This is a genomic window from Streptomyces sp. NPDC008317 (assembly GCF_042955955.1).
Lineage (GTDB): Bacteria > Actinomycetota > Actinomycetes > Streptomycetales > Streptomycetaceae > Actinacidiphila.
The window spans coordinates 146,785-166,583 of the sequence record NZ_JBIBFQ010000005.1; the positions used below are offsets into that span (position 1 = coordinate 146,785).

Genomic DNA, 19,799 nt, shown 5'->3' on the forward strand with positions numbered 1-19,799 from the left:
CTACCGCGTTCCGTCCTGGTCGCGGCACTCCGGGTGGCCCCAGCCGTCGGGGTTCTTGGCGATCGGCTCGCCCGCGGCGTACGAGCGGCCGCAGCGGCAGCGGCCGGGGAATTTGGCGTTGAGGGTGCGCGAGGAGGCGGACGTGGCGCCGGTGGCGGCGCTCGCTGTCCCGGTCCCGCCGCCGTTGCCGCTTCGGCCTCCGGAGGGCTTGCGCTTGGGGGCGGACGAGGCGCGGGGGGTGTCGGGGTTGCGGGGCGGCGGCGGGGAGTCGTAGCGGGTGCCCGAGGCTTGCTGGGTGATGGCGGTGTTGCTGGCGGCGCGGTCGGCGTAGTCGTTGAGCCGGTCGCCGTCGACCTGGTGGGCGGCGACGTACGTGAACTCGACGTCACGGCCGGTGAGCAGCGCGTCGATGCCCGCGACGAGTTCCTGGTTGGCGACGGGCTTGCCCGCGGCGGTCTTCCAGCCCTTGCGCTTCCAACCGGGCAGCCAGGTGGTGACCGCCTTCATCGCGTACTGGGAGTCCATCCGGATCTCCATCGGCACGGCGGGGTCGACGGTCTCCAACAGCCGGAGCAGGGCGGTGAGTTCCGCGACGTTGTTGGTGGCCGTGCCCAGCGGGCCCGCCTCCCAGCGGTCGGGCTCCCCCGTACCGTCGGCGATCACCCAGGCCCACGCGGCCGGTCCCGGATTCCCCTTCGATGCCCCGTCACACGCGGCGATGATGCGTTCTGCCATGCCAGAGATCATGCCAGCCCGCGGACGGTCGTACGGCCCCGGCCCGAGGAGGCGCCCGGGCAGGGGTGAGGCGGGGCTACGGCTCGGGCGAGTAATCCGGCAGGGCGAGCCACTCCTTCCACGACAGGTCACGGCCGATGTGGCGCGGGCGCTCGAAGGGCCAGTCCTCCGCGATCCAGCGCGGCACCAGGGCGTCCAGCGCCCGCTCCAGGTCGGTGCCCACCCGGTCGTCCACCACCCACCACGAGATCTCGGCGTCGGCGCCCGCCTTCTCCGGCGGGTCGATGTAGACACAGCCGAGCAGCGCGGTGTTCGCGTCGTCGAAGAGCGCGTAGTTGAAGGACTGGTGCGCGGCGATCTCGGTCGCGTGCCGTTCGAGATCGGCGAGATCGGCCTCGTACGTCATGTCGGCGGGCGGCCAGCCCCAGGCCGGGCCGAAGATCGACCAGAGGCGGTCGCGCGAGCCCATCACCGCGGGGTAGTCGAGCGCGGTGTCGGATCCGGCGATCGGGCGCAGATGGTGGCCGCCGGGCACGGGGACGCGGACGGGGTGGACGAAGTCAGCTGGCAGCCAGGTCATGCGGCGGAGGCTAGCGCGGTGGAACGTCGCACCGCACCGGATTTATCGCCGCCGCGACATGGCGGCGGACGGTCCGCGAAGGCCCGTCGGCGGTCAGTGACCGCCCTTCGGCTGCTGGCAGCCGGTGCCGTCGGCGTAACCGGCGAAGGCGTCGACCTCGGTGCCGGCCGTGTTCAGCGCGCCCTTGAGGCAGATCGGGGTGTGGTCGACGACGAAGCCCACATAGGTGGAGCCGTAGGCCGAGACGCTGACCGAGTCGGGGGCGTAGCCGAGGGCGACGAGGCCGAGGCGGAGGTCACGGCCGCGGTGGGCCGCCCGGACGGCGCTTCGGCCCCCGCGCTGTCCACGGTCCGCGTGCCGCAGCCGGTCAGCGCGAGCGCCGCCACGGCGGTCAGCGACGGCGGGAGGACAAGGGCGGCTCCGCGGAGTCGGGCTCGGGTCATGCCCACGATCATGCCCGCCGGGCGGTGGCGGGCGCGTGAGTTCCCGTACTCAGTTCCGCGGGCGCGCGGACAGCGGCGGCGGACCGTCGTCGGGGACCGGCCCGCCGCGCCCGCGGGCCCGTTCACTCCGCGTCGATGCCGGTGATGACGGGGTCGCCGAGCCGGGCGGTCTCCTCGGTGAAGCCCGCGACGCCGAGCGCGTCGTTGACGAGGTCGCGCGCGGCCCCCTCGGCGGCGGGCGGATTGTCGGCGTCGACCGCGACGCGCACGCTGAAGGCGCTGGAGTCGCCGTACATCGTCAGGATGTCCAGCTCCTCGTCCTCGCCGAAGTCCGTGCTCTGCGGGTCGACGGGGCGCAGGGCCCGGACGAGCGTCGAGCGGGCCTCGGCGGTCGGCGCGTCGAGGAAGGTGCCGGGGACGGTCACAACATAGGTGGTCATGAGGGTTACGTCTGCCCGTTCCGCCGCCCGCCATCCCACCCGCGAGGTGCCCGGCCCGCCGGCGTGCGGCGTGTCGGGCACCTCGCGGTACGACTGACGTGGGTACGTCATCCGGACGGAGGAGCCGTGCGCGGTGCCGGAGTCCGTACGGCGCGGTCACCTGCGCGGTGGGCGTCCGGAGGCGCTGGGGCTAGCTGTGGTTCCAGGTGACGCTGAAGGCGTTGCCGCCGGAGAGCGCGGAGGTGGTCGCCTTGGTGGTGCTGCCGGAGGCCATGTTGATCTTGTCGGGGCCGTAGGTGCCGATCGCCTGGCCGTTGGCGGTGGCGTTGGTGAAGGACGCGGTGCTGAAGTGCGCGAGCGGCAGGACGCCGGTGGAGCTGGACGGCGCCTCGGCGATGATCTCCGCGGAGGCCAGGGAGGCGCCCTGGAGCGTCTTCTTGGTGGTCTTCGTCCAGTTCTTGGTGGTGTCGCTGAGGGTGAGCGTGAACGAGCCGCTGCCGTTGGTGGAGACCGTCGAGGTGAAGTGGTCGCCGGGGCTCACCGCGTTGGAGTAGTTCACGGGATAGGCCGGGTACATCTCGTACCACGAGGAGTACACGGCGCGACCGCCGGAGCAGTCCGCCTCGGTCCCGGTCTGCTCCACGGAGTTGCTGCCGTCGCCGTCGAGACCTATCCAGAACGAGGAGTACGTAGTGGCGCCGGTGCAGGTCACCGACGGCTGGACCCAGCTCGCGGAGACGCTGGTGAAGGTGGAGCCGGTGGCCGCGTAACCGGCCCAGTTGGAACTGGTGCTGTGCACGATGCGGCTGTTCGGGCCGATCAGGCGGTGGCTGCCCATGGGGGTGAGGCGGACCGATGAGTCGGCCGAGGCGACCGCGGAGGGCGCGGTCGCGAGGGCGGACAGGACTGCTGCGGCCACGGCGGATACGGCGGTGATGCGCGTTGTTGCCGACATGCTGCTCCTTCTCGCGGGTCTCGCGGTACAGGTGTCACCGGCGCGACCGGAGGGGTGTGTGGCCCCTGAGGGGTGCGTGGCACCAGTGGTGCTTGACAGTGTGCTGACAAGCGCGGCGCGTAGGTGCAGGCGGAATCAAACGATCGGCAAAACTCACGCCAAGTCGCCTTGTGGGCACGTCCAGTTGATCTCCACGGCACTCGAACAGGGGCGAAAAGGGGCCGTCCCGGCGTCCGGGTGTCGGACGCCGGGACGGCCTCACGCGCGGCGGACCGGCGAGAACCGGCCTCGGGCATCGCTCAGTTGCGCGCCCACTTCTGATTGCCGCCGTTGTTGCAGGTCCAGATGTCCAACGGCGTGCTGTTGGCCGTACCCGTGCCGACGGCGTCCAGGCAGGTGCCGGAGGCCACGTTGACGACCGTGCCGTCGGAGCGGACCCGCCACTGCTGGGCGGCGCTGCCGTCGCACGCGTTGATCTCCAGGCCGGTGCCGTCCGCGGTGGCGTGGCCGATGGTGCCCAGGCACTTGGTGTCGTAGACGGTCAACTGGTTGGTGGCGGTGGACGTCCAGGTCTGCTGATTGCCGCGGTTGCAGTCCCACAGCGCGGGTTTCGTGCCGTCGGCCTGGCTCGCGGCGGGCACGTCCACGCAGCGGCCGGAGTCCTGGCCGGTGAGGGAGGCCGCGACGGCGCCGCGGTCCCACTTCTGGTTGGCCCCGTTGTTGCAGGTCCACAGTTCGAGCGGGGTGCTGTTCGCGGTGCCGGCGCCGGTCACGTCGAGGCACTTGCCCGAGCCGACGTTGACGACGCTGCCGTCCGCGTTGACGTTCCACTGCTGACCTGTTGCGCCGGTGCAGTCGGAGATGTCGACGGCCGTGCCGTCCGCGGTGCCGCCGCCCGCTGCGTCCAGGCATTTGGTGCCGTAGACCATGAGTTGCTTGGCGGGGGTGGCGGTCCAGGTCTGGTTGGTGTCCCCGTTGCAGTCCCACAGGGTGACCACGGTGCCGTTGGCCTGACCGCGGGCGGGCACGTCGGCGCAGATCCCGGAGTGCCGGTCCTTGAGGAAGCCGCTGACGTTGCCCGCGGCCTTCGGGGTGATCGCGAGGTTGTCGAACTGGTCGGTCTGGTAGCCGACGACACCGAAACCGACCTGGCCGCTGGCGTACGAGCCGTCGTTGACGGTGCCCAGGGTGGCGCCGTCGAGGGTCGCGGTGATCTGGTCGCCGGAGAAGCCGATCGTCACGGTGTGCCAGGTGTTGAGCGCGAGCGCGGCGTGGCTCCCGGACGTCAGCGTGCTGAGGTTGCCCGAGCTGGTGCTCTTCGCGATCGACCAGGCTCCGGTGTTGGAGAGCCGCAACTGGTAGGCAGCCTGGTGGCTCTGGGGCCGCGACTGGGTACCCGCCCGGCCCAACAGGGTCACGGTGCCCGCCTGTTGGAGGTTGACGTCGACTCCGGCCGTGTAATTCGACCAGGTCGTGTCGCCGACGAGGGTGAACGCGTCGGAGTCCTCCTGCCATTCGATCGGCTTGACCGGCGCCACCTGCTGCACGCACTGCCCCGTCCGTCCGCCGGCGCAGGGCCGCGCCTCGAAGGAGCCCTGCATGTCGGAGAGATACCGGGCCTCGGTGTTGGTGGCGGCGGCGTCGAAGGTGTCGGAGTACGGCAGCGGCAGCGCGTGCGCCGCCGGGCCGGTGGCGGTGCCCTTGCCCTGGCCGGTGGTCGTGGTGACCGTGTAGACGTAACCGGGTTGCAGCGTCAGGGAGTACGAGCCGCCGGCCGGGATGATGTCCTGCGTGTGGACGAAGGAGGTGGCCGCGCTCGGCGCGTTCACCTGGGTGGCCCAGACGTGCACGGCGCCGGTGGACAGGCCGCCCTGGACGTGGAGGTTCACCGTCTGCGCGGCGGTGGCGGTCGTGGTCTCCAGCACGGTGGAGTAGTCGGAGGTGGTGTTCGACTTGATCGTCACGTAGGTGCCGTTGGACTCGGCGCCGCCGAGGTAGCCGGAGGCGGAGTCGATGAACTTCCAGCCGGGCTGGGTGAATTGGGTGACCTGGGCGGTGGCCCAGGTGCTGGCGCCGATGGTGTAGTTCCCCGACCAGGGCGAGTTGGCGGTGGCCAGGCCCACCGTGTTGTACGGCAGATTGGGGTAGATCGCGGCGAGCAGCGGCCAGTTGAAGTAGCTGACCATCTTGGCGTCGGTGTAGCCGCGGGTGATGGCCCTGATCAAGGCGGGGGCTCCGGTGTTCATGTCCTGCGAGCCGTTCTCGCTGTCCCACAGCGGCTTGCCGTTGTTCCGCGCGGCGGCGGTGCTGCTGCACGTGTCGGCGCTGCCGCCGTCGCCGCCCGCGCAGGAGTAGTGCGTGCCGATGATCGAGACGGCGTTGTTGAACGCGGCGTTGTTCGCCATGTCGTCGGCCACGCCCCAGCCGCTGTCGTCGGCGACGAGTTGCACACCGGAGTATCCGGCGGTGTTCAGCGCCGCTCGCAGTTGGACGTACCAGTTGGCGTCGTGCCCGCGCTCGTTCCAGCCGCCGAGGTACTTGATCGTCAGGCCGTGCTGTTTGGCGCAGCCGAGCCAGGAGATCAGGTAGTTGATCGTGTCGGTGGACCAGAAGCCGCCGTTGATCCAGCCGGGCGCGGCCCAGGCGAGGCCGTAGAGACCGATGTTCGGATTGCGGGCCCTGGCCTGTTCCGCGAGCCAGAATTCGTATCCGGCGTCGCAGTTGATCTGGCCTTTGACGTGTTCGATCGACGGTTCCGAGCCGTCGGTGGAGTTGGCGTCGCCGCCGATCTCCAGTTTCAGCAGTTGCAGGTTCGCGCCGTAGCCGGGCTTGAACAGGTAGTCGAGGATCTGCGCCTGTTGCGCGGCCGGGTAGTCGGTCAGCAGCCGGGAGTTGCCGCCTCCGCCGCTGATCGCGCCGATGCCGTCGAAGGTCCGGCCGCCCTGTGTCCCGTCCACCGTGATCGTGGTGGTGGCCGCGTTCGCGGGGGCGACGCCGACGGTCAGCAGTGCGATGAGCAGCCCCATGACCCACAACGGGGCAAATCTCCATGTTCGTAACATGACTGAACCCTTCACCGTGGGGGGATGGCGTTCAGTGTGTTGTCATGTTCACTTCTTGGTCAATATGGCGAACGAAGAAAACAGAAACAAACGTCGACAGTCGTCGTCAGCGGGCCGCGCCGTCGCACGGCGCTCGAAGTGGATCAGCGGGGGGCGTGAGCGGAGAGAACGGGAGCGGTGAAGGCGAGAGCGGTGAAGGCGAGAGCGGTGAAGGCGAGAGCGGTGAAGGCGGGAGTTGATCAGCGCGGCCCGGTCGGCCGGGGAGTGGGCCTTCGGCCCCCGGTGATCGGCCGTCTCACCGCCGTGGCCATTCGACGACCGTGATCACATATCTCACGGGAACACGAAAGGGAGCGCCGGCTCACGGGAGGAGGACATCCGGGGAGGAAACTCTCCCCCTCACACGGCCGGCCGCCGGTGCGACAATGGCTGGCATGACCGGCGACGCGCACATGAATGAGCTGGGCGAGTTCCTGAAGGCCCGGCGGGCCGAGCTCGGCCCGCGCACCGTGGGGCTGCCGGACCCCGGTACACCCCGGCGGGTGCCCGGGCTGCGCCGGGAGGAAGTGGCGCAGCTCGCCGCGATCAGCACCGACTACTACACCCGCCTGGAGCAGGGCCGTATCCATGCCTCGGTGTCCGTGCTGGCCGCCCTGGCCCGGGTGCTGCGACTGGACGACGACCAGCGCGACTACCTCTTCGGGCTGGCCGGGAAGACACTCGTGCGACCGCGCCGCCGCACCCGGCAGAAAGTCCAGCCGCAATTGCGACGGCTTCTGGACGACCTCGGTGCGACACCCGCCATTGTCATGGGCCGTTGCATGGATATCATCGCGTGGAATTCGCTCGCCTCGGCGCTCATCACCGATTTCTCGGCCATCCCGGAAAAGCACCGGAATTACGTGCGGATCATCTTCACCGATCCGTCGATGAAATCGCTCTACGCGGACTGGGAGAAAGTGGCGCGCACCTGCGTGTCGCAGCTGCGGATGGAGGCCGCCAAGTACCCCGACGACCCGGGGCTCGTCGAACTGGTCGGTGAACTGTCCGTGCAGGACGAGCAGTTCCGCCAGTGGTGGGCCACCCATCAGGTCGCCACGCTCAGCGTGGGCACCAAGGCCCTGCGCCATCCCGTCGCCGGGGAGCTCAGTCTGGACTGGGACACCCTGACCGCGAGTACCGACCCCGACCAGCAGCTCATCGTCTGGACCGCGGAGCCGGGCAGCCGTACCCACGAGGGCCTGCGCTTCCTCGCCTCGTGGGCCGCGTCCCACCTCCCGGCGGGTGACACCCCCGCATCGGCCGCTGAGGAGCACCCGCTCGGCTGACACGCCGGCCCGCACCCGGCCGGGCGGTGGCTTCAGCCGGTCACGTCCATGCGCTGGGTGCCGATGACGGACAGCAGCCGCAGCGCCTCCTCGGACGGCGAGCCGGGCGTCGCGGTGTAGATCACGACCTGCTGGTCCCGGTCGGCGATGTCCAGGACGTCGCAGTTGACGGTGACCGGCCCGACCAGCGGGTGCTGGAAGGTCTTGCGGAGGGTGGGCTCGCTGCGCACGTCGTGGGAGGCCCACAGCTCGCGGAATTCCGCGCTCCCGGCCCGCAGCTCGGCCACCAGCTCCGTCACCTCGGGGTCGTCGGGGTAGCGGGCGGCGACGGTACGCAGCCGCTGGGCGGCGTTGCTCGCGAAACGGTCCACGTCCGATACCCCGTACAGCCGCTGGCCCTGCCGGTGCGGTCCGAGGAAGGCGCGGCGGACGAAGTTGCGGTCGCGGCGCGGCAGGGCGGAGAAGTCCTCCATGAGGGCCGCCGCCAGGTCGTTCCAGGCGATGACCTCTCCGGTCGCGGACATCACGGTCGCCGCGGCCTGCGGCAGGCGGTCCAGCAGGTCGAGGATGCTCTGGCGCACCTCGCGCGAGGGTCCTGCGGGCGGTCCCGGCGGGGCGCCCGCGAGGTGGTGGAGATGGTCGCGCTCGACGTCCGTCAGCCGCAGCGCACGGGCCAGCCCCGCCAGGACCTCGCGGGACGGGCGGGGGCCGCGGGCCTGTTCGAGCCGCGTGTAGTACTCGGTCGAGATGAAGGCGAGCTGGGCCGCCTCCTCGCGGCGCAGCCCCGGTGTGCGGCGCCGGGTCCCGGCGGGCAGCCCCACCTCGGCAGGGGTGATCCGCTCGCGTCTGCTGCGCAGGAAGTCGGCCAGTTCTCGTCTGTCCACCTCCCCAGTGTGCTCGCGTGCCGCCGGGCGCAGCCAGGTACAGCCGGTGCCTGGCTGCGCCCGGCGGTCCGGCGCACGCTCGATGCCATGAACACCACACCCAACGTCGACACACCCACCACCGACACCACCGCGACCGGCGCCGCCACCGGGCTGCTGGCGGACAAGGTCGCCCTCATCACCGGCGCGGGTCGCGGCATCGGCGCCGCCGCGGCCCTGCTCTTCGCCCGCGAGGGCGCCCGCGTCATGCTCGCGGCCCGTACCGAGGCGCAGCTCAAGGCCGTGACCGAGCAGGTCGGGGCGGCGGGCGGCACCGCCGACCACGTGGTGTGCGACCTGGCCGACGCGGCGAGCGTACGCGCGGCGGTCGACCGTACGGTGGAGCGGTTCGGCCGCCTCGACGTCGCCTTCAACAACGGCGCCACGAACGCGTCACCCGGCCCGCTGGACCAGGTACCGGAGGCCGACTTCGACCGCCTCTACGCCGTGAACCTCCGGGGTCCGTGGCTCGCGATGGCCGCCGAGGTCGCCGCGATCCGGGCCACCGCGGGGACCGGCGCCATCGTCAACAACTCCAGCGTCGGCAGCCTGCGGGGCAACCCCGAACTGCCCGCCTACGGCGCGATGAAGCGGGCGGTCAACAGCCTCACCGAGTCGGCCGCCGTCACATACGGTCCCGAGGGCATCCGCGTCAACGCCATCGCTCCCGGCGGCACACTGACCGAGATGATCCACGCCTGGGCGGCGGAGTCCCCCGGTCTGCTCGACCGGATCACGGCGCACACCCCGCTGCGCCGGGCCGCCGACCCCGCCGAGATCGCGGAGGCCGCCGCCTGGCTGCTCAGCGACCGCGCGTCCTACGTGACGGGCACCGTCCTGCGGGTGGACGGCGGCGCGGCGGCCTGAGCCGCGCGGACCGCGGCCGTCACCGGTCGTCGGCGGATGTCACCGGTTATCGGCGGGTGTCACCGGTCATCGGCGGGTGTCACCGGGCGGCGGGCGGCGGTGCCACTCGCGCCGTCACCACTCGCGGGCGGCGATCAGTTCCTCGACGTCCGCGTCCTCGAAGCCGTAGGCCGTCGCCACGAACCAGATGTCCCCGCCTATCTCCTCCCGTGCGACGGTCTCGATCTCGCTGCCCGCGGCGTCGAACTCCGCCTCCAGAGCGTTGAACCGCTCCGTCGCGACCGCCGTCAGCGCGTACAGCGCCTTCAGGTCCGCGGGCCGCTCCGCCTCGATCCGCTCGCACAGGTCCAGCAGGATGGCCTTCCCCTTGTCGAGGACGTGGTCGGGAAAATACTCGTCCTCGTACAGCACCTCGAGGAACGCCCGTTCCTTGACCTGCTGGTTGGTGATCGCCATGGCGACGCCCTCCCCTTCTGCCCTGGATCAGCCCCGCGTCCAGTGTGGAATGTCCGACGTCTCCGATCGTGCACCACACCACTGACAACGCCGGTGGCGCGACGGCCGTCGGCCGCCGCGCCCCGGTCGCGTGAGCCCGCGCTTCAGCGCGGTCCGGCGCCGCTCGTCGCGGGCTGGCTCAGGTCAGCTCGGACTGCACGACACCGTCGGCCACGTCCAGGCGCCGTTGGTCTGGATCGTCACACCCCAGTTGTTGCCGCTGCCGTTCGGCTTGGCGGTCAAGACCTGGGCACTGGGATACGTGGCGTTGATGTTCCATGTCGCGATGATCTTCTCCGGCGCCGGAACGTTCATCGTCACCGTCCACGAACTCGACCCGGACACCGCCACGTTCAGGTTGTACCGGTCGTTCCACTGCTGACCGGCGGAGAGGGTCGCGGTGCAACTGCCCCCGCCACCGCCCCCGGTGGTGCCTCCGGTCGTGCCTCCGGTGGTGCCTCCGGTCCCGCCGCCGCTCGTACCGCCGCTGTCGGGGGCGACGGCGCGGCCGGTCTGCGGGGAGATCATGCCCGCGCACAGGCCGCGGCTCGCGAGGCCCTGCGCGATCCGCGGGATCGCGGCGAGCGTGTTCGCGGGCCACTCGTGCATGAGGATGATCTGGCCGTTGGTGAGCCGGGCGTTGGCCTGCACGATCGCGTCGGTGCTCGCGCCGTTCCAGTCCTGCGAGTCGACGTCCCAGATGATCTGGGTCAGACCGTACTTGGCCTCGACCGACTGCAAGGTCGCGTTGGTCTCGCCGTACGGCGGACGGAACAGTTTCGGTGTGCCGCCGCCAGCCGCGGCGATGGCCTGCTGGGTCCTGGAGACCTCCGAGTCGATCTGGGCCTGGCTCTCCTGGATCAGGTGGGGGTGGGTGTAGCTGTGGTTGCCGACCCACATCCCCGCGTTGATCTCGGCCTGGACCTGGGACGGATAGGACGCGGCGAACTGTCCCTCGTTGAACATCGTGGCCCGCAGGCCGTTCTGCCGAAGGGCGTTGAGGACGCTCGGGGTGTGGTCGTTGGACGGACCGTCGTCGAAGGTGAGTCCGACGTACCCGTTGCAGGTGGCGGCGTGCGACGGGGTGGCGTCGACGGTGAAGGTGACGACGCTCGCCACCGCCGTGGCGGCGACGGCAAGTCCCGTGATCAGGGAACGCAATGACATGTGCGGTCTGGTTCGCATGTGGGGGGCCTCCTTGTGGTGGCGTTGCGAACTCCGTGGGGGGATGACGGGGCCACGCGGTACCGGTACACGCGGTGCCGGGAAACGCTGTACCGGGCAACGCGGTCCGGGGATACGGGCGTACGGGCTACGCGCGTACCGGCGTACGGCGTCAGCTCGGACTGCACGAGACCGTCGGCCAGGTCCAGGCGCCGTTGGTCTGGATCGTCACACCCCAGTTGTTGCCGCTGCCGTTCGGCTTGGCGGTCAAGACCTGGGCACTGGGATACGTGGCGTTGATGTTCCACGTCGCGATGATCTTCTCCGGCGCCGGAACGTTCATCGTCACCGTCCACGAACTGGAGCCCGAGACCGAGACGTTGAGGTTGTAGCGGTCGCTCCACTGCTCACCGGCGGACAGCGCGGCCGTGCAACTGCCCCCGCCTCCGGTGGAGCCCCCGGTGGTGGACCCGCCGGTGGTCGAACCACCCGTGGTCGACCCTCCGGTGGTGCCGCCGGTGCTTCCCAGCGTGATGTTGGAGTTGCCGCTGCTCTGGTAGCCCTCGGTGGCGAGGATCATGTAGTTGAAGCTGCCGAGGCTCATCCCGTGGCTGGCCCACGCGTCGAAGTGGTTGCCCGTGGTGATGGTGCCGCCGGTCCGCTTCGACTGCCGGACGCTCCAGTACTGGTTGAAGGTCCGGGTGCCCTCGATCGACGGGGCGTTGACCCGTGTCGTCTCGTAGATGTCGTACGTGCCGCCGTCGCTGGTGACCGTGCCCTTGTACGTGCCGGTCGGCCGGTAGGTGCCGTAGTTGTCGACGACGTAGTACTCGACCAGCGGATTCGTCGTCCATCCGTACAGCGACAGGTAGGCGTTGCCCGAGGGGTTGAAGCTGCCCGAGTAGGCGACGCTCCGGCGTCCGCCGGTGGCCCAGCCCTTGCCTGCGACGAAGTTGCCGGCATTGCTCCACGAGGTGCTGTAGTTGCCGCCGGAGCCCAGGTTCATGGAGACGGATCCGCCGCCGTCGGTCCAGAACGAGTAGTAGTAGCCGTTGTTGGTGCCGGTCTGGTTCGACGTGATGATCGTGTCGGCGTTGGCGGTGCCGGGCAGGATGAGCGCGGCCACGCCGACCAGCGCTATCGCGCAGGCGCCGCTGATGAGCAGCCGGAAACGGCTGAGCAGCCCTAACGGGCGCCGTCTGCGGCTCATGTCGGGTACGGGTGCGGGTGCGTCGTTCATGTGCGTGCTTCCTCCTCGTCTCGTGAGGACCGTCTGCCGCGACAGTGTTGAGCGGAGCACGTCACGTGTCAACACTTTCGGCATCGATTACGAAAGCTTCGCCACCAGTCAGGCGTACGGCACCAGCCATTCCCGCAGGCAGACGCGCATCAATAGCCGGAGGAATTGGTTGACCCACAAAACCGCCGACCCGCGAGATCACCCCCAAGGGGATGAAATCCCGAATGTTTCGGAAAGCCTTCCGAGTGCGGGCGCGAGGTCTACGACCGGCGGGCGAGATCGGCCGAGACGTTGTCCGCGAGACGGCGCAACAGGGTCATGGCGGCCTCGGTCTCCCGAGGCGACAGACCCATCGCCGCGCCTATCGCGGGGGGTACGTCGCGGGCCCGGTCGCGCAGCGCGTCGCCCCGCTCGGTGAGGATGACGCGGACGGTGCGCTCGTCCTCGGCGCTGCGCTCGCGGCGGACCAGGCCGGCCGCCTCCAGCCGCTTGATCAGCGGGGTCAGGGTGCCGTAGTCGAGTTGCAGGGCGGCGCCGACGTCCTTGATCGGGACGTCGCCGTGCTGCCAGAGCACCAGCAGCACCAGGTACTGCGGATACGTGAGGCCGAGCTCGTCCAGCAGCGGACGGTAGCGGCTGGTGACCGCACGGGAGGCCGCGTACAGCGCGAAGCAGAGCTGGTCGTCCAGGAGCAGAGTGAACGCGGGCTCGGCGTCGGCGGCTTCCGTGCTGTCCATGCGGGCTGGCCCTCCTCGGGGACGGGTGACGGGGTCGACCGATCAGCCTAGCTTCACCATGAGGCAATTTCAACGCGCACGATTAGCTTGTACACGAGCTAATCGTGTCCTAGTCTTCTGGGGTGTGGCCGGCTCTCCCTGCCGAGCACGACAGGGCACGGCCGAGCACGATCCACCACGACGCGCCGGCCCGGAGCGCACCCGGAGCCGACGCCCACACCGTCCGTCCCTCCCCTTCCGTCCCACGAGGAGCCCCCGTCATGTCCGAGTCCACCCCCGCAGCACCCGTCCTGGAACCGGCCGCCGCGGAATTCGCCGCCGCCACGGCCAACCCGCCGTATCTGTTCGACCTCGGCCCCGTGGCGGGCCGCAAGACGGTCGACGAGGTGCAGTCCGGCGAGATCGACGCGCCCGAGGTGGACGAGGAGTGGGTGACCGTCGAGGACGGCCCGACCGAGTCCGTACGGGTGCGCGTCGTCCGTCCCAAGGGCGCCGTCGGAACGCTGCCGGTGATCCTCTACATCCACGGCGCGGGCTGGGTGTTCGGCAACGCCCACACCCACGACCGGCTGGTGCGCGAACTGGCGGCCGGTGTCGGCGCGGCGGTGGTCTTCCCCGAGTACGACCTGTCCCCCGAGGCCCGCTACCCGGTCGCGATCGAGCAGAACTACGCCGTCGCCCGCTGGGTCGTCACCGACGGCGCGGCCAAGGGTCTGGACGCGAGCCGTATCGCGGTCGCCGGGGACTCGGTCGGCGGCAACATGGCCGCCGCGCTGACCTTGATGGCCAAGGAGCGCGGTGATGTGCCGCTCGTCCAGCAGGTGCTGTTCTACCCGGTCACCGACGCGAGCTTCGACACCGATTCGTACCACCGGTTCGCGACCGGTTACTTCCTGCGCCGCGACGGCATGCAGTGGTTCTGGGACCAGTACACGAAGGACCCCGCGCAGCGCGCCGAGATCACCGCGTCCCCGCTGCGCGCCACCACGGAACAGCTCACCGGGCTGCCGCCCGCGCTGGTCGTCACCGGTGAGGCCGATGTGCTGCGCGACGAGGGCGAGGCGTACGCCGACAAGCTCCGGCAGGCGGGTGTCGCCGTCACCGCGACCCGCTACCCCGCGATCATCCACGACTTCGTGATGCTCAACGCGCTGCGCGGCACGCAGGCCGCGGAGGGTGCGATCAACCAGGCGGTCACCGTGCTGCGTTCAGCGCTCGGCACCGACTGACCGTCACGGCGGCCCGCGACGCGCTCGCCTGCGCCTCACACCAACGAGCGCGCCAACGACCGTCCCCACATGCCCATATGGCCGAACGCCTCGGGGTGCCACATCCCCACCCCGAGCACGGGCACCACCAGGAGGATCGCCAGGACGAGTGAGGTCTCCCCCAGGGTGGACAGCTCGTAGCGCTCCACGAGGGTGCCGAGCACCATCAGGCCGACGAAGACGACGACGCACAGGGCGAGCAGGTCACCGATCGCGTACCAGGTCACGGCCTCGGCGCCCGGGTGCTCCCAGCGCGCGTAGGTGAAGCTGGTGCCGGCCAGTATGGCCGCGAGCAGCAGGCCGCAGCCGGTCAGGACGGTGCACCAGGTCGTCCAGACCGGGGCCGGCGGCTTCCGGTCCTCCGGCGGGTCCGCCTCGTCCGCCTCCCGGTCGTCCTTCGAGTAGCCGTCCGCGTGGCCGTCCGCCATCTTCGGCGTCGCGGCCGATCCGGTCACGGCGTCGGCGGTGTCGTCGGCCGGACCCGGTTCGGGGCCGGGCTCCACGAGTACGCGTACGGCGGCGGCCCGGGCGTCGTACGCCTCGAGCTGTTCGTCGGCGCTCTCCAGCGCGAGGTCGAATTCCCGCAGCCGGGCGATCGCGGCGCCCACCCGGGAACCCTCGTCGGCCCCGGAGCCGGGACCGCCGTCCACGACCGGAGTGCGGGACGGGCCAGGTCGCGTACGGGCCCGGCCCTGCTCCACGGCCGACCGCCGGACGCCGACGGCCAGCTCCTCCGCCGCCTCTCGTTCCCTGCGGGCTCTGGCCAGCAGGGACTCCGCGGCGACCAACCGGTCCTGGTGGTCGGCCAGTTCCCTGCGCCGCGGCGGGGCGTCGATGCCGACCGCCTCATTCGCCCGGCGCTCCAGGACCGCGCACCACGCCTGGAGGTCGGCGACGAGTCCCATCAGCGTCTGGACGACCGCGCCGATGACCGAGAGCGCTTCCCGTACGAGCAACTGGCTCTTGTGCTCTTCGTCGGTCCCCGCGCCCGACCGCGGTTCCAACTCCGGCACCGCTCCGGCAGGATCCCCCTGCGACATCGACCCGCCCCTGTCCTCGACCGGCTCTTCGGTGCCGCCGCGCCCCCGCGTCGGCAGTCCCCGACGTCCATCAGATCACCTGCTCCGGCGATCGGCCACCCTGTTTCGCGCGCCACGCCGGGAGGGTTTCCCGACGGGTCGGCCGGACTCCGCCGCCGCGGCGGGCGGAATCGGACCGTCCGCCCGCGCGGGCCGCCTGGGCCCGGACATGGCGGGGCGCCTCCCTGCCCGGGGAAGGCGGTGCCGGGCAGAAAGGCGCAAGGTGCGCGAGCCGCTGCCGCTAGGGCCTAGCCGGTGATCAGGTCGAATTTCTCCCAGGCGCCGATGGCGGCCCGGTTGGCGACCAGCGGCGCGGCGCCCGCGTTCTCGGCGGTCACGTACTGGTTGGTGGCCTGGGCGCGGAGGCTGACGCTGCCGTCGGAGTTGTGGACGAGGGTGAAGGTCTGGGCGGCGCCGACGGTGGTGGAGTCGGCGATGAGATTGCCGGAACCCGCGCTGACGTAGCGGTTGTTGGCGTGGGCGCGCAGCGCGATGTTGCCGCCGCCCGCGTCGGTCATGTCGAACTGCTCCCAGGCGCCGATGGCGGTCCTGTTGGCGATGAGGGCCGCGGCTCCGGCGTTCTCGGCGGTCACGTAGTTGTTGTTCACGCGGGCGCGCAGGCTGATCACGGTACCGGTGCCGCCGCCCGGTGTGGTGGTCGTCGGCTGGGTGGGGCGGGTCGCGGTGAGGGCGATCTGGCCCTTGAGCATCTTGCCGCCGTCGCCGGTCAGCCGCAGGTAGTAGTCCGACGAGCAGGCCGTGCCGTCCTCGTCCAGTGCCAGGAACCCGGAGTTGGTCGGCACGAAAGCCTGGGACTCGGCGGTCTTGGCGATCTGGTTGCCCTCGTTGTACTCGTCGAACATCGAGATGTAGATGCCCTGCACCCCTGCCCGGCACATGTTGTAGAACTGCCGCCACATGAAGTCGCCGTGCGCGCGCTGGCGGAGTGTGACGGCGCCGGGCAGGACGCACGGCTGGTAGTCGATGCCGTGGGCGGCGCATTCGGCGAGGTCGGGGACGGTCGCCACGTTGTAGAAGTTGTCGGCGTCCGAGACGTTGCCGATCCGGCCGACCATCCACGGCGAGATCATGTTGAACGCGTGGTAGACGTCGCTGAATCCGGCGCGGGAGTCGCGGTCGCCGGTCCGCCACCAGGTGGGTACGCCGCCGATGACGTAACAGCCCTGGGACTTGAACCAGTTGACGACGTCCAGGCAGGGCGCGGGCGCCCACGGGCGTTTGTCGTCGTTGAAGCCGAAGCCCCAGATGCAGACGACCGGCTTGCCGTTCTGCGTCGCGTAGGCGGACGAGGCCGTGTGGGCCTTCATCTTGTTGGTCCAGTCGGTCTTGATCTCCGACTGCATGTTGGTCCAGTCGGTGACGTCGTACATGATGTAGAACTTCCGGCCGTGCGACTCGGCGGCGCTGCGCACCTTGGTGGCCATCGCGTCGCGTGTCGGACCTTCGCCGCCGACGGGGTTGAAGCGCTGGAGCGCGGCGGTGTCGATGTTGTTCTGCTGCATCCACTGGAAGTGGGTGTCCACGGTCTGCTGGTCGTAGGACGAGAAGAGCGTGGCGGGCTGGCCGTTGCCGAGATTCGCGTAGGCGGTCTGGTACGTCTTGGTGTAGTCGCGCATGTCGGGCCAGGCGACGATGCCGGTGTTGGACGGCGACGGGGGCTGGCTGGAGTTGGGGCTCCAGTGCCACCAGGCGTTGATCGGGGCGCCGTCGCCGATGCAGGCGAACCAGCCCTGATAGCCGACCGTGACCTTTCCGACCACGTCTCCCGGCCCGCTCGCGGCGGGGGCGGCCGACGCGGACGGGGAGACGGCGGACGCCGAGGCTCTCGCGGCCAGACCCAGGGCGCCGAGGGCGGCGGCGGACGTACCGGCCGCGGTGACGCTCACGAACTTGCGACGTGACACTGCCATGGATGACTCCGAACGGCGACGCGCGGCGGGACCGCCGGGCGTATCGGTGGACTGAGTGTGGGGGTTCATGCTGTTGGCCTGTTCAACAGATGAACTCAGTGTTCCGTGGTGGGCCACGCGGGGCGCGCGTGGCCAGCCCGGTGAATTCCGCTCGAATTACGCTGACTTGCGGTGGGGTCCGGCGCGCACAGTCCCTTGACACGCGCCTTCACGCCGATCTTCCGTGCACAAGCGGTATCGGGCACGCGCCGATTCAACTGCTGAATCCAATGGTGCGTCAAGGGTCCAGACCTGATTGACGGTTCCTCCGGAATTCTCCCGAATGGCGCCCAGGAAAGGCGCGTTGAACGTCCGTATCGGGGCCGAAAGGTCGGAGGGGATGATTCAGATAGTGTCAGGCATCGTCAAATATCTCGGCTGACAATCGGCCCCAGCGTTCGGCCGGACGCGCCGCCGCTCGGCCGACTATTCTCGACAGCGGCAGCGTCGCCACTCATCGCGCCCGTCCGCGACAGCGCTGCCGTACCTTCGCCGCGCCTCCGCCGAATCGACGCCTCCCGATGCCTCTCGACGCCTCTCGACGCTTTACCGACAGGAGACAAGCCGGTGCGGAAGACCGAAACGACCTTCACCGCGGGGGATTTAGCCCCGTCACACGTCCTGACCACGATGACCGGGGAGACCGTCGCCGTTCCCGAGGCCGGATATCCGGTGCACCTGCAATTCCGGCGGTTCGCGGGATGCCCGGTCTGCAATCTGCACCTGCGCTCCTTCGTCCGGCGGGCCGACGAGATCAGGGCCGCCGGAATCCACGAGGTCGTGGTCTTCCACGCCCCCGACGAGGAACTGCTCAAGTACGAGGCCGAGTTGCCGTTCGCCGTGGTGGGCGACCCGGACAAGACGCTCTACCGCGAGTTCGGGGTCGAGACCTCGATCCGCGCGGTGGCCGATCCGCGGGTCTGGCCGGCCATCGCGCGCGCGGTCGGCAGCTCGATGTGGGGCGCGGTCCGGCGCCGCAACCGTATGGCCCCGGTCGTGCCGACCGGCGGCAGCCTCGGTCTACCCGCCGACTTCCTGATCGCCCCGGACGGCCGGATCGTCGCGGCGAAGTACGGCGAGCACGCGTACGACCAGTGGTCCGTGGACGAACTGCTCGCGCACGCGGCGCAGCCGGCGGCCACCGCGCCGGCCGATCCCACCGAGGCCCCGGCCTGACGGCCGTCGCGCCACGGTCCGGCCGGGTCCCCGCGGCGCCGGGCGTGTCCGCTCGGCACGGCGAGCGGCGCGCCCGCCGCACCTGAGGCCGTACGACCGGCCGGCTCCCGTCGTACCGCCCGCCCACGGCACCTCCCGCGCCCTCACGCCGACAGTGCCCGCACCGCCTCCCCGATCTCCTCCGGGGCGCAGGCCGTGGCCAGCACGTCCAGGGACAGGCCGAGCGCCGCCGCCAGGGCGACCACGGTGAAGAAGGCCGGGGTCGGGGCCCGGCCGGTCTCGATCTTGCGCAGGGTCTCCGCGGAGACCCCGGCGGCCGCCGCCACGTCCACCATGCTGCGGTCGCCGCGGGCGTCGCGGAGCAGTGCGCCGAAGCGTTCGCCGCGGGCGCGCTCCTCAGGGGTCAGGGGTGTTCTCACCATGCCCGTGATACTAATACCGGTATAAGTATTGGGCGAGGCCGCGGCCGGAAGGAGTCCGGCCGCCCGCACGACGAGGAGTCACAGCACATGGTGGAGATCAAGACCGACGCGGCGCTCGACGCGATGCGCGAGGCGGGGCGCGTCGTGGCGCAGGCGCTCGCCGCCGCACGGGAGGCGGCGGCCGTCGGCGTATCGCTTCGGGACCTGGACGCGGCGGCCCACGCCGTCCTGGACAAGGCGGGCGCCACGTCCCCCTTCCTCGGCTACCAGCCGTCCTTCGCCCCCTCCCCCTTCCCCGCGGTGATCTGCGCGTCGGTGAACGACGCGCTCGTGCACGGCATCCCCACCGACTACCGGCTGCACGACGGCGACCTGGTGAGCATCGACTGCGGCGCGGTGCTCGACGGCTGGGCGGGCGACGCCGCGGTCAGCTTCATCGTGGGCACGCCCCGGCCCGAGGACGTGGAGCTGATCGCCGCCACCCAGCGCGCCCTGGACGCGGGCATCGCGGCGGCCGTCGTCGGCCACCGCCTCGGCGACATCTCGCACGCGGTCGGCGCGGTGGCGCGCACGGCGCGCTGCGGCATGCCCACCGACTTCGGCGGCCACGGCATCGGCCGCCAGATGCACGAGGACCCGCACGTGCCCAACCGCGGGCGGCCGGGGCGCGGCTTCCCGCTCCGCCACGGGCTCGTCCTCGCGATCGAGCCGATGCTGATGTCCGGCGGGCGCGACGAATACCGTACGGACCCGGACGGCTGGACGCTTCGCACGGTCGACGGGAGCCGCGCCGCGCACATCGAGCACACCGTCGCGATCACCGAGCAGGGCCCGCGCGTCCTCACGCTCGTCTGATCCGTCCCGGGCGCCGCCGCCCGCCCGCGGTCCACCGTCGGCCGTCGGCCGCCCGCGGTC

19 protein-coding genes are annotated in these 19,799 nt (G+C 70.8%); 5 read left to right on the plus strand and 14 right to left on the minus strand.

The window, feature by feature from the left end:
* The 6 genes from ACFY9V_RS17770 to ACFY9V_RS17795 form a co-directional block, all read right to left on the minus strand.
* The gene (locus tag ACFY9V_RS17770; RefSeq protein WP_391161856.1) at positions 1-747 is read right to left on the minus strand and encodes an RNase H family protein; all 747 of its coding nucleotides are present in this window, start codon (positions 745-747) and stop codon (positions 1-3) included.
* A gap of 64 nt (positions 748-811) precedes the next feature.
* Positions 812-1,315, minus strand: a complete 504-nt coding sequence (locus tag ACFY9V_RS17775; protein ID WP_391161857.1) for an N-acetyltransferase — start codon at positions 1,313-1,315, stop codon at positions 812-814.
* A 93-nt stretch (positions 1,316-1,408) separates the two neighbouring features.
* Entirely contained in the window at positions 1,409-1,537 is a 129-nt protein-coding gene (locus ACFY9V_RS17780; protein ID WP_391161858.1) for a hypothetical protein, read from the minus strand.
* A gap of 343 nt (positions 1,538-1,880) precedes the next feature.
* Complete coding sequence (locus ACFY9V_RS17785) at positions 1,881-2,198, minus strand: hypothetical protein (protein WP_355349168.1); 318 nt, start codon at positions 2,196-2,198, stop codon at positions 1,881-1,883.
* Between the two features lie 190 nt (positions 2,199-2,388).
* Entirely contained in the window at positions 2,389-3,153 is a 765-nt protein-coding gene (locus tag ACFY9V_RS17790; RefSeq protein WP_355349171.1) for a G1 family glutamic endopeptidase, read from the minus strand.
* A 299-nt stretch (positions 3,154-3,452) separates the two neighbouring features.
* On the minus strand, positions 3,453-6,179 hold the full coding sequence (locus tag ACFY9V_RS17795; protein ID WP_391161859.1) for a ricin-type beta-trefoil lectin domain protein: 2,727 nt from the start codon (positions 6,177-6,179) through the stop codon (positions 3,453-3,455).
* A gap of 470 nt (positions 6,180-6,649) precedes the next feature.
* Between ACFY9V_RS17795 and ACFY9V_RS17800 the strand changes: the two genes are divergently transcribed.
* Positions 6,650-7,543: a helix-turn-helix transcriptional regulator gene (locus tag ACFY9V_RS17800; protein WP_355349177.1), complete on the plus strand. Its 894-nt coding sequence runs from the start codon at positions 6,650-6,652 to the stop codon at positions 7,541-7,543.
* Between the two features lie 32 nt (positions 7,544-7,575).
* Here ACFY9V_RS17800 and ACFY9V_RS17805 read toward each other — a convergent pair whose 3' ends face one another.
* Positions 7,576-8,427 (minus strand): helix-turn-helix domain-containing protein, encoded by an 852-nt coding sequence (locus ACFY9V_RS17805; protein WP_391161860.1) that lies wholly within the window; start codon positions 8,425-8,427, stop codon positions 7,576-7,578.
* A gap of 87 nt (positions 8,428-8,514) precedes the next feature.
* Between ACFY9V_RS17805 and ACFY9V_RS17810 the strand changes: the two genes are divergently transcribed.
* Positions 8,515-9,333: a glucose 1-dehydrogenase gene (locus tag ACFY9V_RS17810; protein WP_355349183.1), complete on the plus strand. Its 819-nt coding sequence runs from the start codon at positions 8,515-8,517 to the stop codon at positions 9,331-9,333.
* A gap of 114 nt (positions 9,334-9,447) precedes the next feature.
* On the opposite strand, the gene ACFY9V_RS17815 is transcribed toward ACFY9V_RS17810, so the two are convergent.
* From ACFY9V_RS17815 to ACFY9V_RS17830, 4 genes are all read right to left on the minus strand, one after another.
* The gene (locus ACFY9V_RS17815) at positions 9,448-9,789 is read right to left on the minus strand and encodes a DUF5713 family protein (RefSeq protein ID WP_391161861.1); all 342 of its coding nucleotides are present in this window, start codon (positions 9,787-9,789) and stop codon (positions 9,448-9,450) included.
* A gap of 183 nt (positions 9,790-9,972) precedes the next feature.
* A complete protein-coding gene (locus ACFY9V_RS17820; RefSeq protein ID WP_391161862.1) occupies positions 9,973-11,013 on the minus strand; it encodes a polysaccharide deacetylase family protein in 1,041 nt (346 codons plus the stop codon).
* A 151-nt stretch (positions 11,014-11,164) separates the two neighbouring features.
* Positions 11,165-12,202: a glycoside hydrolase family 11 protein gene (locus tag ACFY9V_RS17825; RefSeq protein WP_391162210.1), complete on the minus strand. Its 1,038-nt coding sequence runs from the start codon at positions 12,200-12,202 to the stop codon at positions 11,165-11,167.
* A 290-nt stretch (positions 12,203-12,492) separates the two neighbouring features.
* Positions 12,493-12,969 (minus strand): MarR family transcriptional regulator, encoded by a 477-nt coding sequence (locus ACFY9V_RS17830; protein ID WP_355349192.1) that lies wholly within the window; start codon positions 12,967-12,969, stop codon positions 12,493-12,495.
* Positions 12,970-13,229: 260 nt separating this feature from the next.
* Between ACFY9V_RS17830 and ACFY9V_RS17835 the strand changes: the two genes are divergently transcribed.
* Positions 13,230-14,198 (plus strand): alpha/beta hydrolase fold domain-containing protein, encoded by a 969-nt coding sequence (locus ACFY9V_RS17835; protein ID WP_391049830.1) that lies wholly within the window; start codon positions 13,230-13,232, stop codon positions 14,196-14,198.
* A gap of 35 nt (positions 14,199-14,233) precedes the next feature.
* Here ACFY9V_RS17835 and ACFY9V_RS17840 read toward each other — a convergent pair whose 3' ends face one another.
* Both ACFY9V_RS17840 and ACFY9V_RS17845 read right to left on the minus strand, forming a co-directional pair.
* Positions 14,234-15,277: a hypothetical protein gene (locus tag ACFY9V_RS17840; protein ID WP_391161863.1), complete on the minus strand. Its 1,044-nt coding sequence runs from the start codon at positions 15,275-15,277 to the stop codon at positions 14,234-14,236.
* Positions 15,278-15,564: 287 nt separating this feature from the next.
* Entirely contained in the window at positions 15,565-17,247 is a 1,683-nt protein-coding gene (locus ACFY9V_RS17845; protein ID WP_391161864.1) for a xylosidase, read from the minus strand.
* Between the two features lie 606 nt (positions 17,248-17,853).
* Between ACFY9V_RS17845 and ACFY9V_RS17850 the strand changes: the two genes are divergently transcribed.
* Complete coding sequence (locus ACFY9V_RS17850) at positions 17,854-18,462, plus strand: redoxin domain-containing protein (protein ID WP_391161865.1); 609 nt, start codon at positions 17,854-17,856, stop codon at positions 18,460-18,462.
* Between the two features lie 143 nt (positions 18,463-18,605).
* Here ACFY9V_RS17850 and ACFY9V_RS17855 read toward each other — a convergent pair whose 3' ends face one another.
* Positions 18,606-18,884: a helix-turn-helix transcriptional regulator gene (locus tag ACFY9V_RS17855; protein WP_355349207.1), complete on the minus strand. Its 279-nt coding sequence runs from the start codon at positions 18,882-18,884 to the stop codon at positions 18,606-18,608.
* A gap of 87 nt (positions 18,885-18,971) precedes the next feature.
* Here ACFY9V_RS17855 and map point away from each other — a divergent pair, with 87 nt between their 5' ends.
* A complete protein-coding gene (gene map / locus ACFY9V_RS17860; RefSeq protein WP_391161866.1) occupies positions 18,972-19,739 on the plus strand; it encodes a type I methionyl aminopeptidase in 768 nt (255 codons plus the stop codon).
* Positions 19,740-19,799 lie beyond the last annotated feature (60 nt).

Coding starts and splice junctions, on each gene's coding strand:
- ACFY9V_RS17770 (WP_391161856.1), bottom strand. CDS start 747: ATGATCTCTGGCATGGCAGAACGCATCATCGCCGCGTGTGACGGGGCA.
- ACFY9V_RS17775 (WP_391161857.1), bottom strand. CDS start 1,315: ATGACCTGGCTGCCAGCTGACTTCGTCCACCCCGTCCGCGTCCCCGTG.
- ACFY9V_RS17785 (WP_355349168.1), bottom strand. CDS start 2,198: ATGACCACCTATGTTGTGACCGTCCCCGGCACCTTCCTCGACGCGCCG.
- ACFY9V_RS17790 (WP_355349171.1), bottom strand. CDS start 3,153: ATGTCGGCAACAACGCGCATCACCGCCGTATCCGCCGTGGCCGCAGCA.
- ACFY9V_RS17795 (WP_391161859.1), bottom strand. CDS start 6,179: ATGGGGCTGCTCATCGCACTGCTGACCGTCGGCGTCGCCCCCGCGAAC.
- ACFY9V_RS17800 (WP_355349177.1), top strand. CDS start 6,650: ATGACCGGCGACGCGCACATGAATGAGCTGGGCGAGTTCCTGAAGGCC.
- ACFY9V_RS17810 (WP_355349183.1), top strand. CDS start 8,515: ATGAACACCACACCCAACGTCGACACACCCACCACCGACACCACCGCG.
- ACFY9V_RS17815 (WP_391161861.1), bottom strand. CDS start 9,789: ATGGCGATCACCAACCAGCAGGTCAAGGAACGGGCGTTCCTCGAGGTG.
- ACFY9V_RS17820 (WP_391161862.1), bottom strand. CDS start 11,013: ATGCGAACCAGACCGCACATGTCATTGCGTTCCCTGATCACGGGACTT.
- ACFY9V_RS17825 (WP_391162210.1), bottom strand. CDS start 12,202: ATGAGCCGCAGACGGCGCCCGTTAGGGCTGCTCAGCCGTTTCCGGCTG.
- ACFY9V_RS17830 (WP_355349192.1), bottom strand. CDS start 12,969: ATGGACAGCACGGAAGCCGCCGACGCCGAGCCCGCGTTCACTCTGCTC.
- ACFY9V_RS17835 (WP_391049830.1), top strand. CDS start 13,230: ATGTCCGAGTCCACCCCCGCAGCACCCGTCCTGGAACCGGCCGCCGCG.
- ACFY9V_RS17840 (WP_391161863.1), bottom strand. CDS start 15,277: ATGTCGCAGGGGGATCCTGCCGGAGCGGTGCCGGAGTTGGAACCGCGG.
- ACFY9V_RS17845 (WP_391161864.1), bottom strand. CDS start 17,247: ATGGCAGTGTCACGTCGCAAGTTCGTGAGCGTCACCGCGGCCGGTACG.
- ACFY9V_RS17855 (WP_355349207.1), bottom strand. CDS start 18,884: ATGGTGAGAACACCCCTGACCCCTGAGGAGCGCGCCCGCGGCGAACGC.
- map (WP_391161866.1), top strand. CDS start 18,972: ATGGTGGAGATCAAGACCGACGCGGCGCTCGACGCGATGCGCGAGGCG.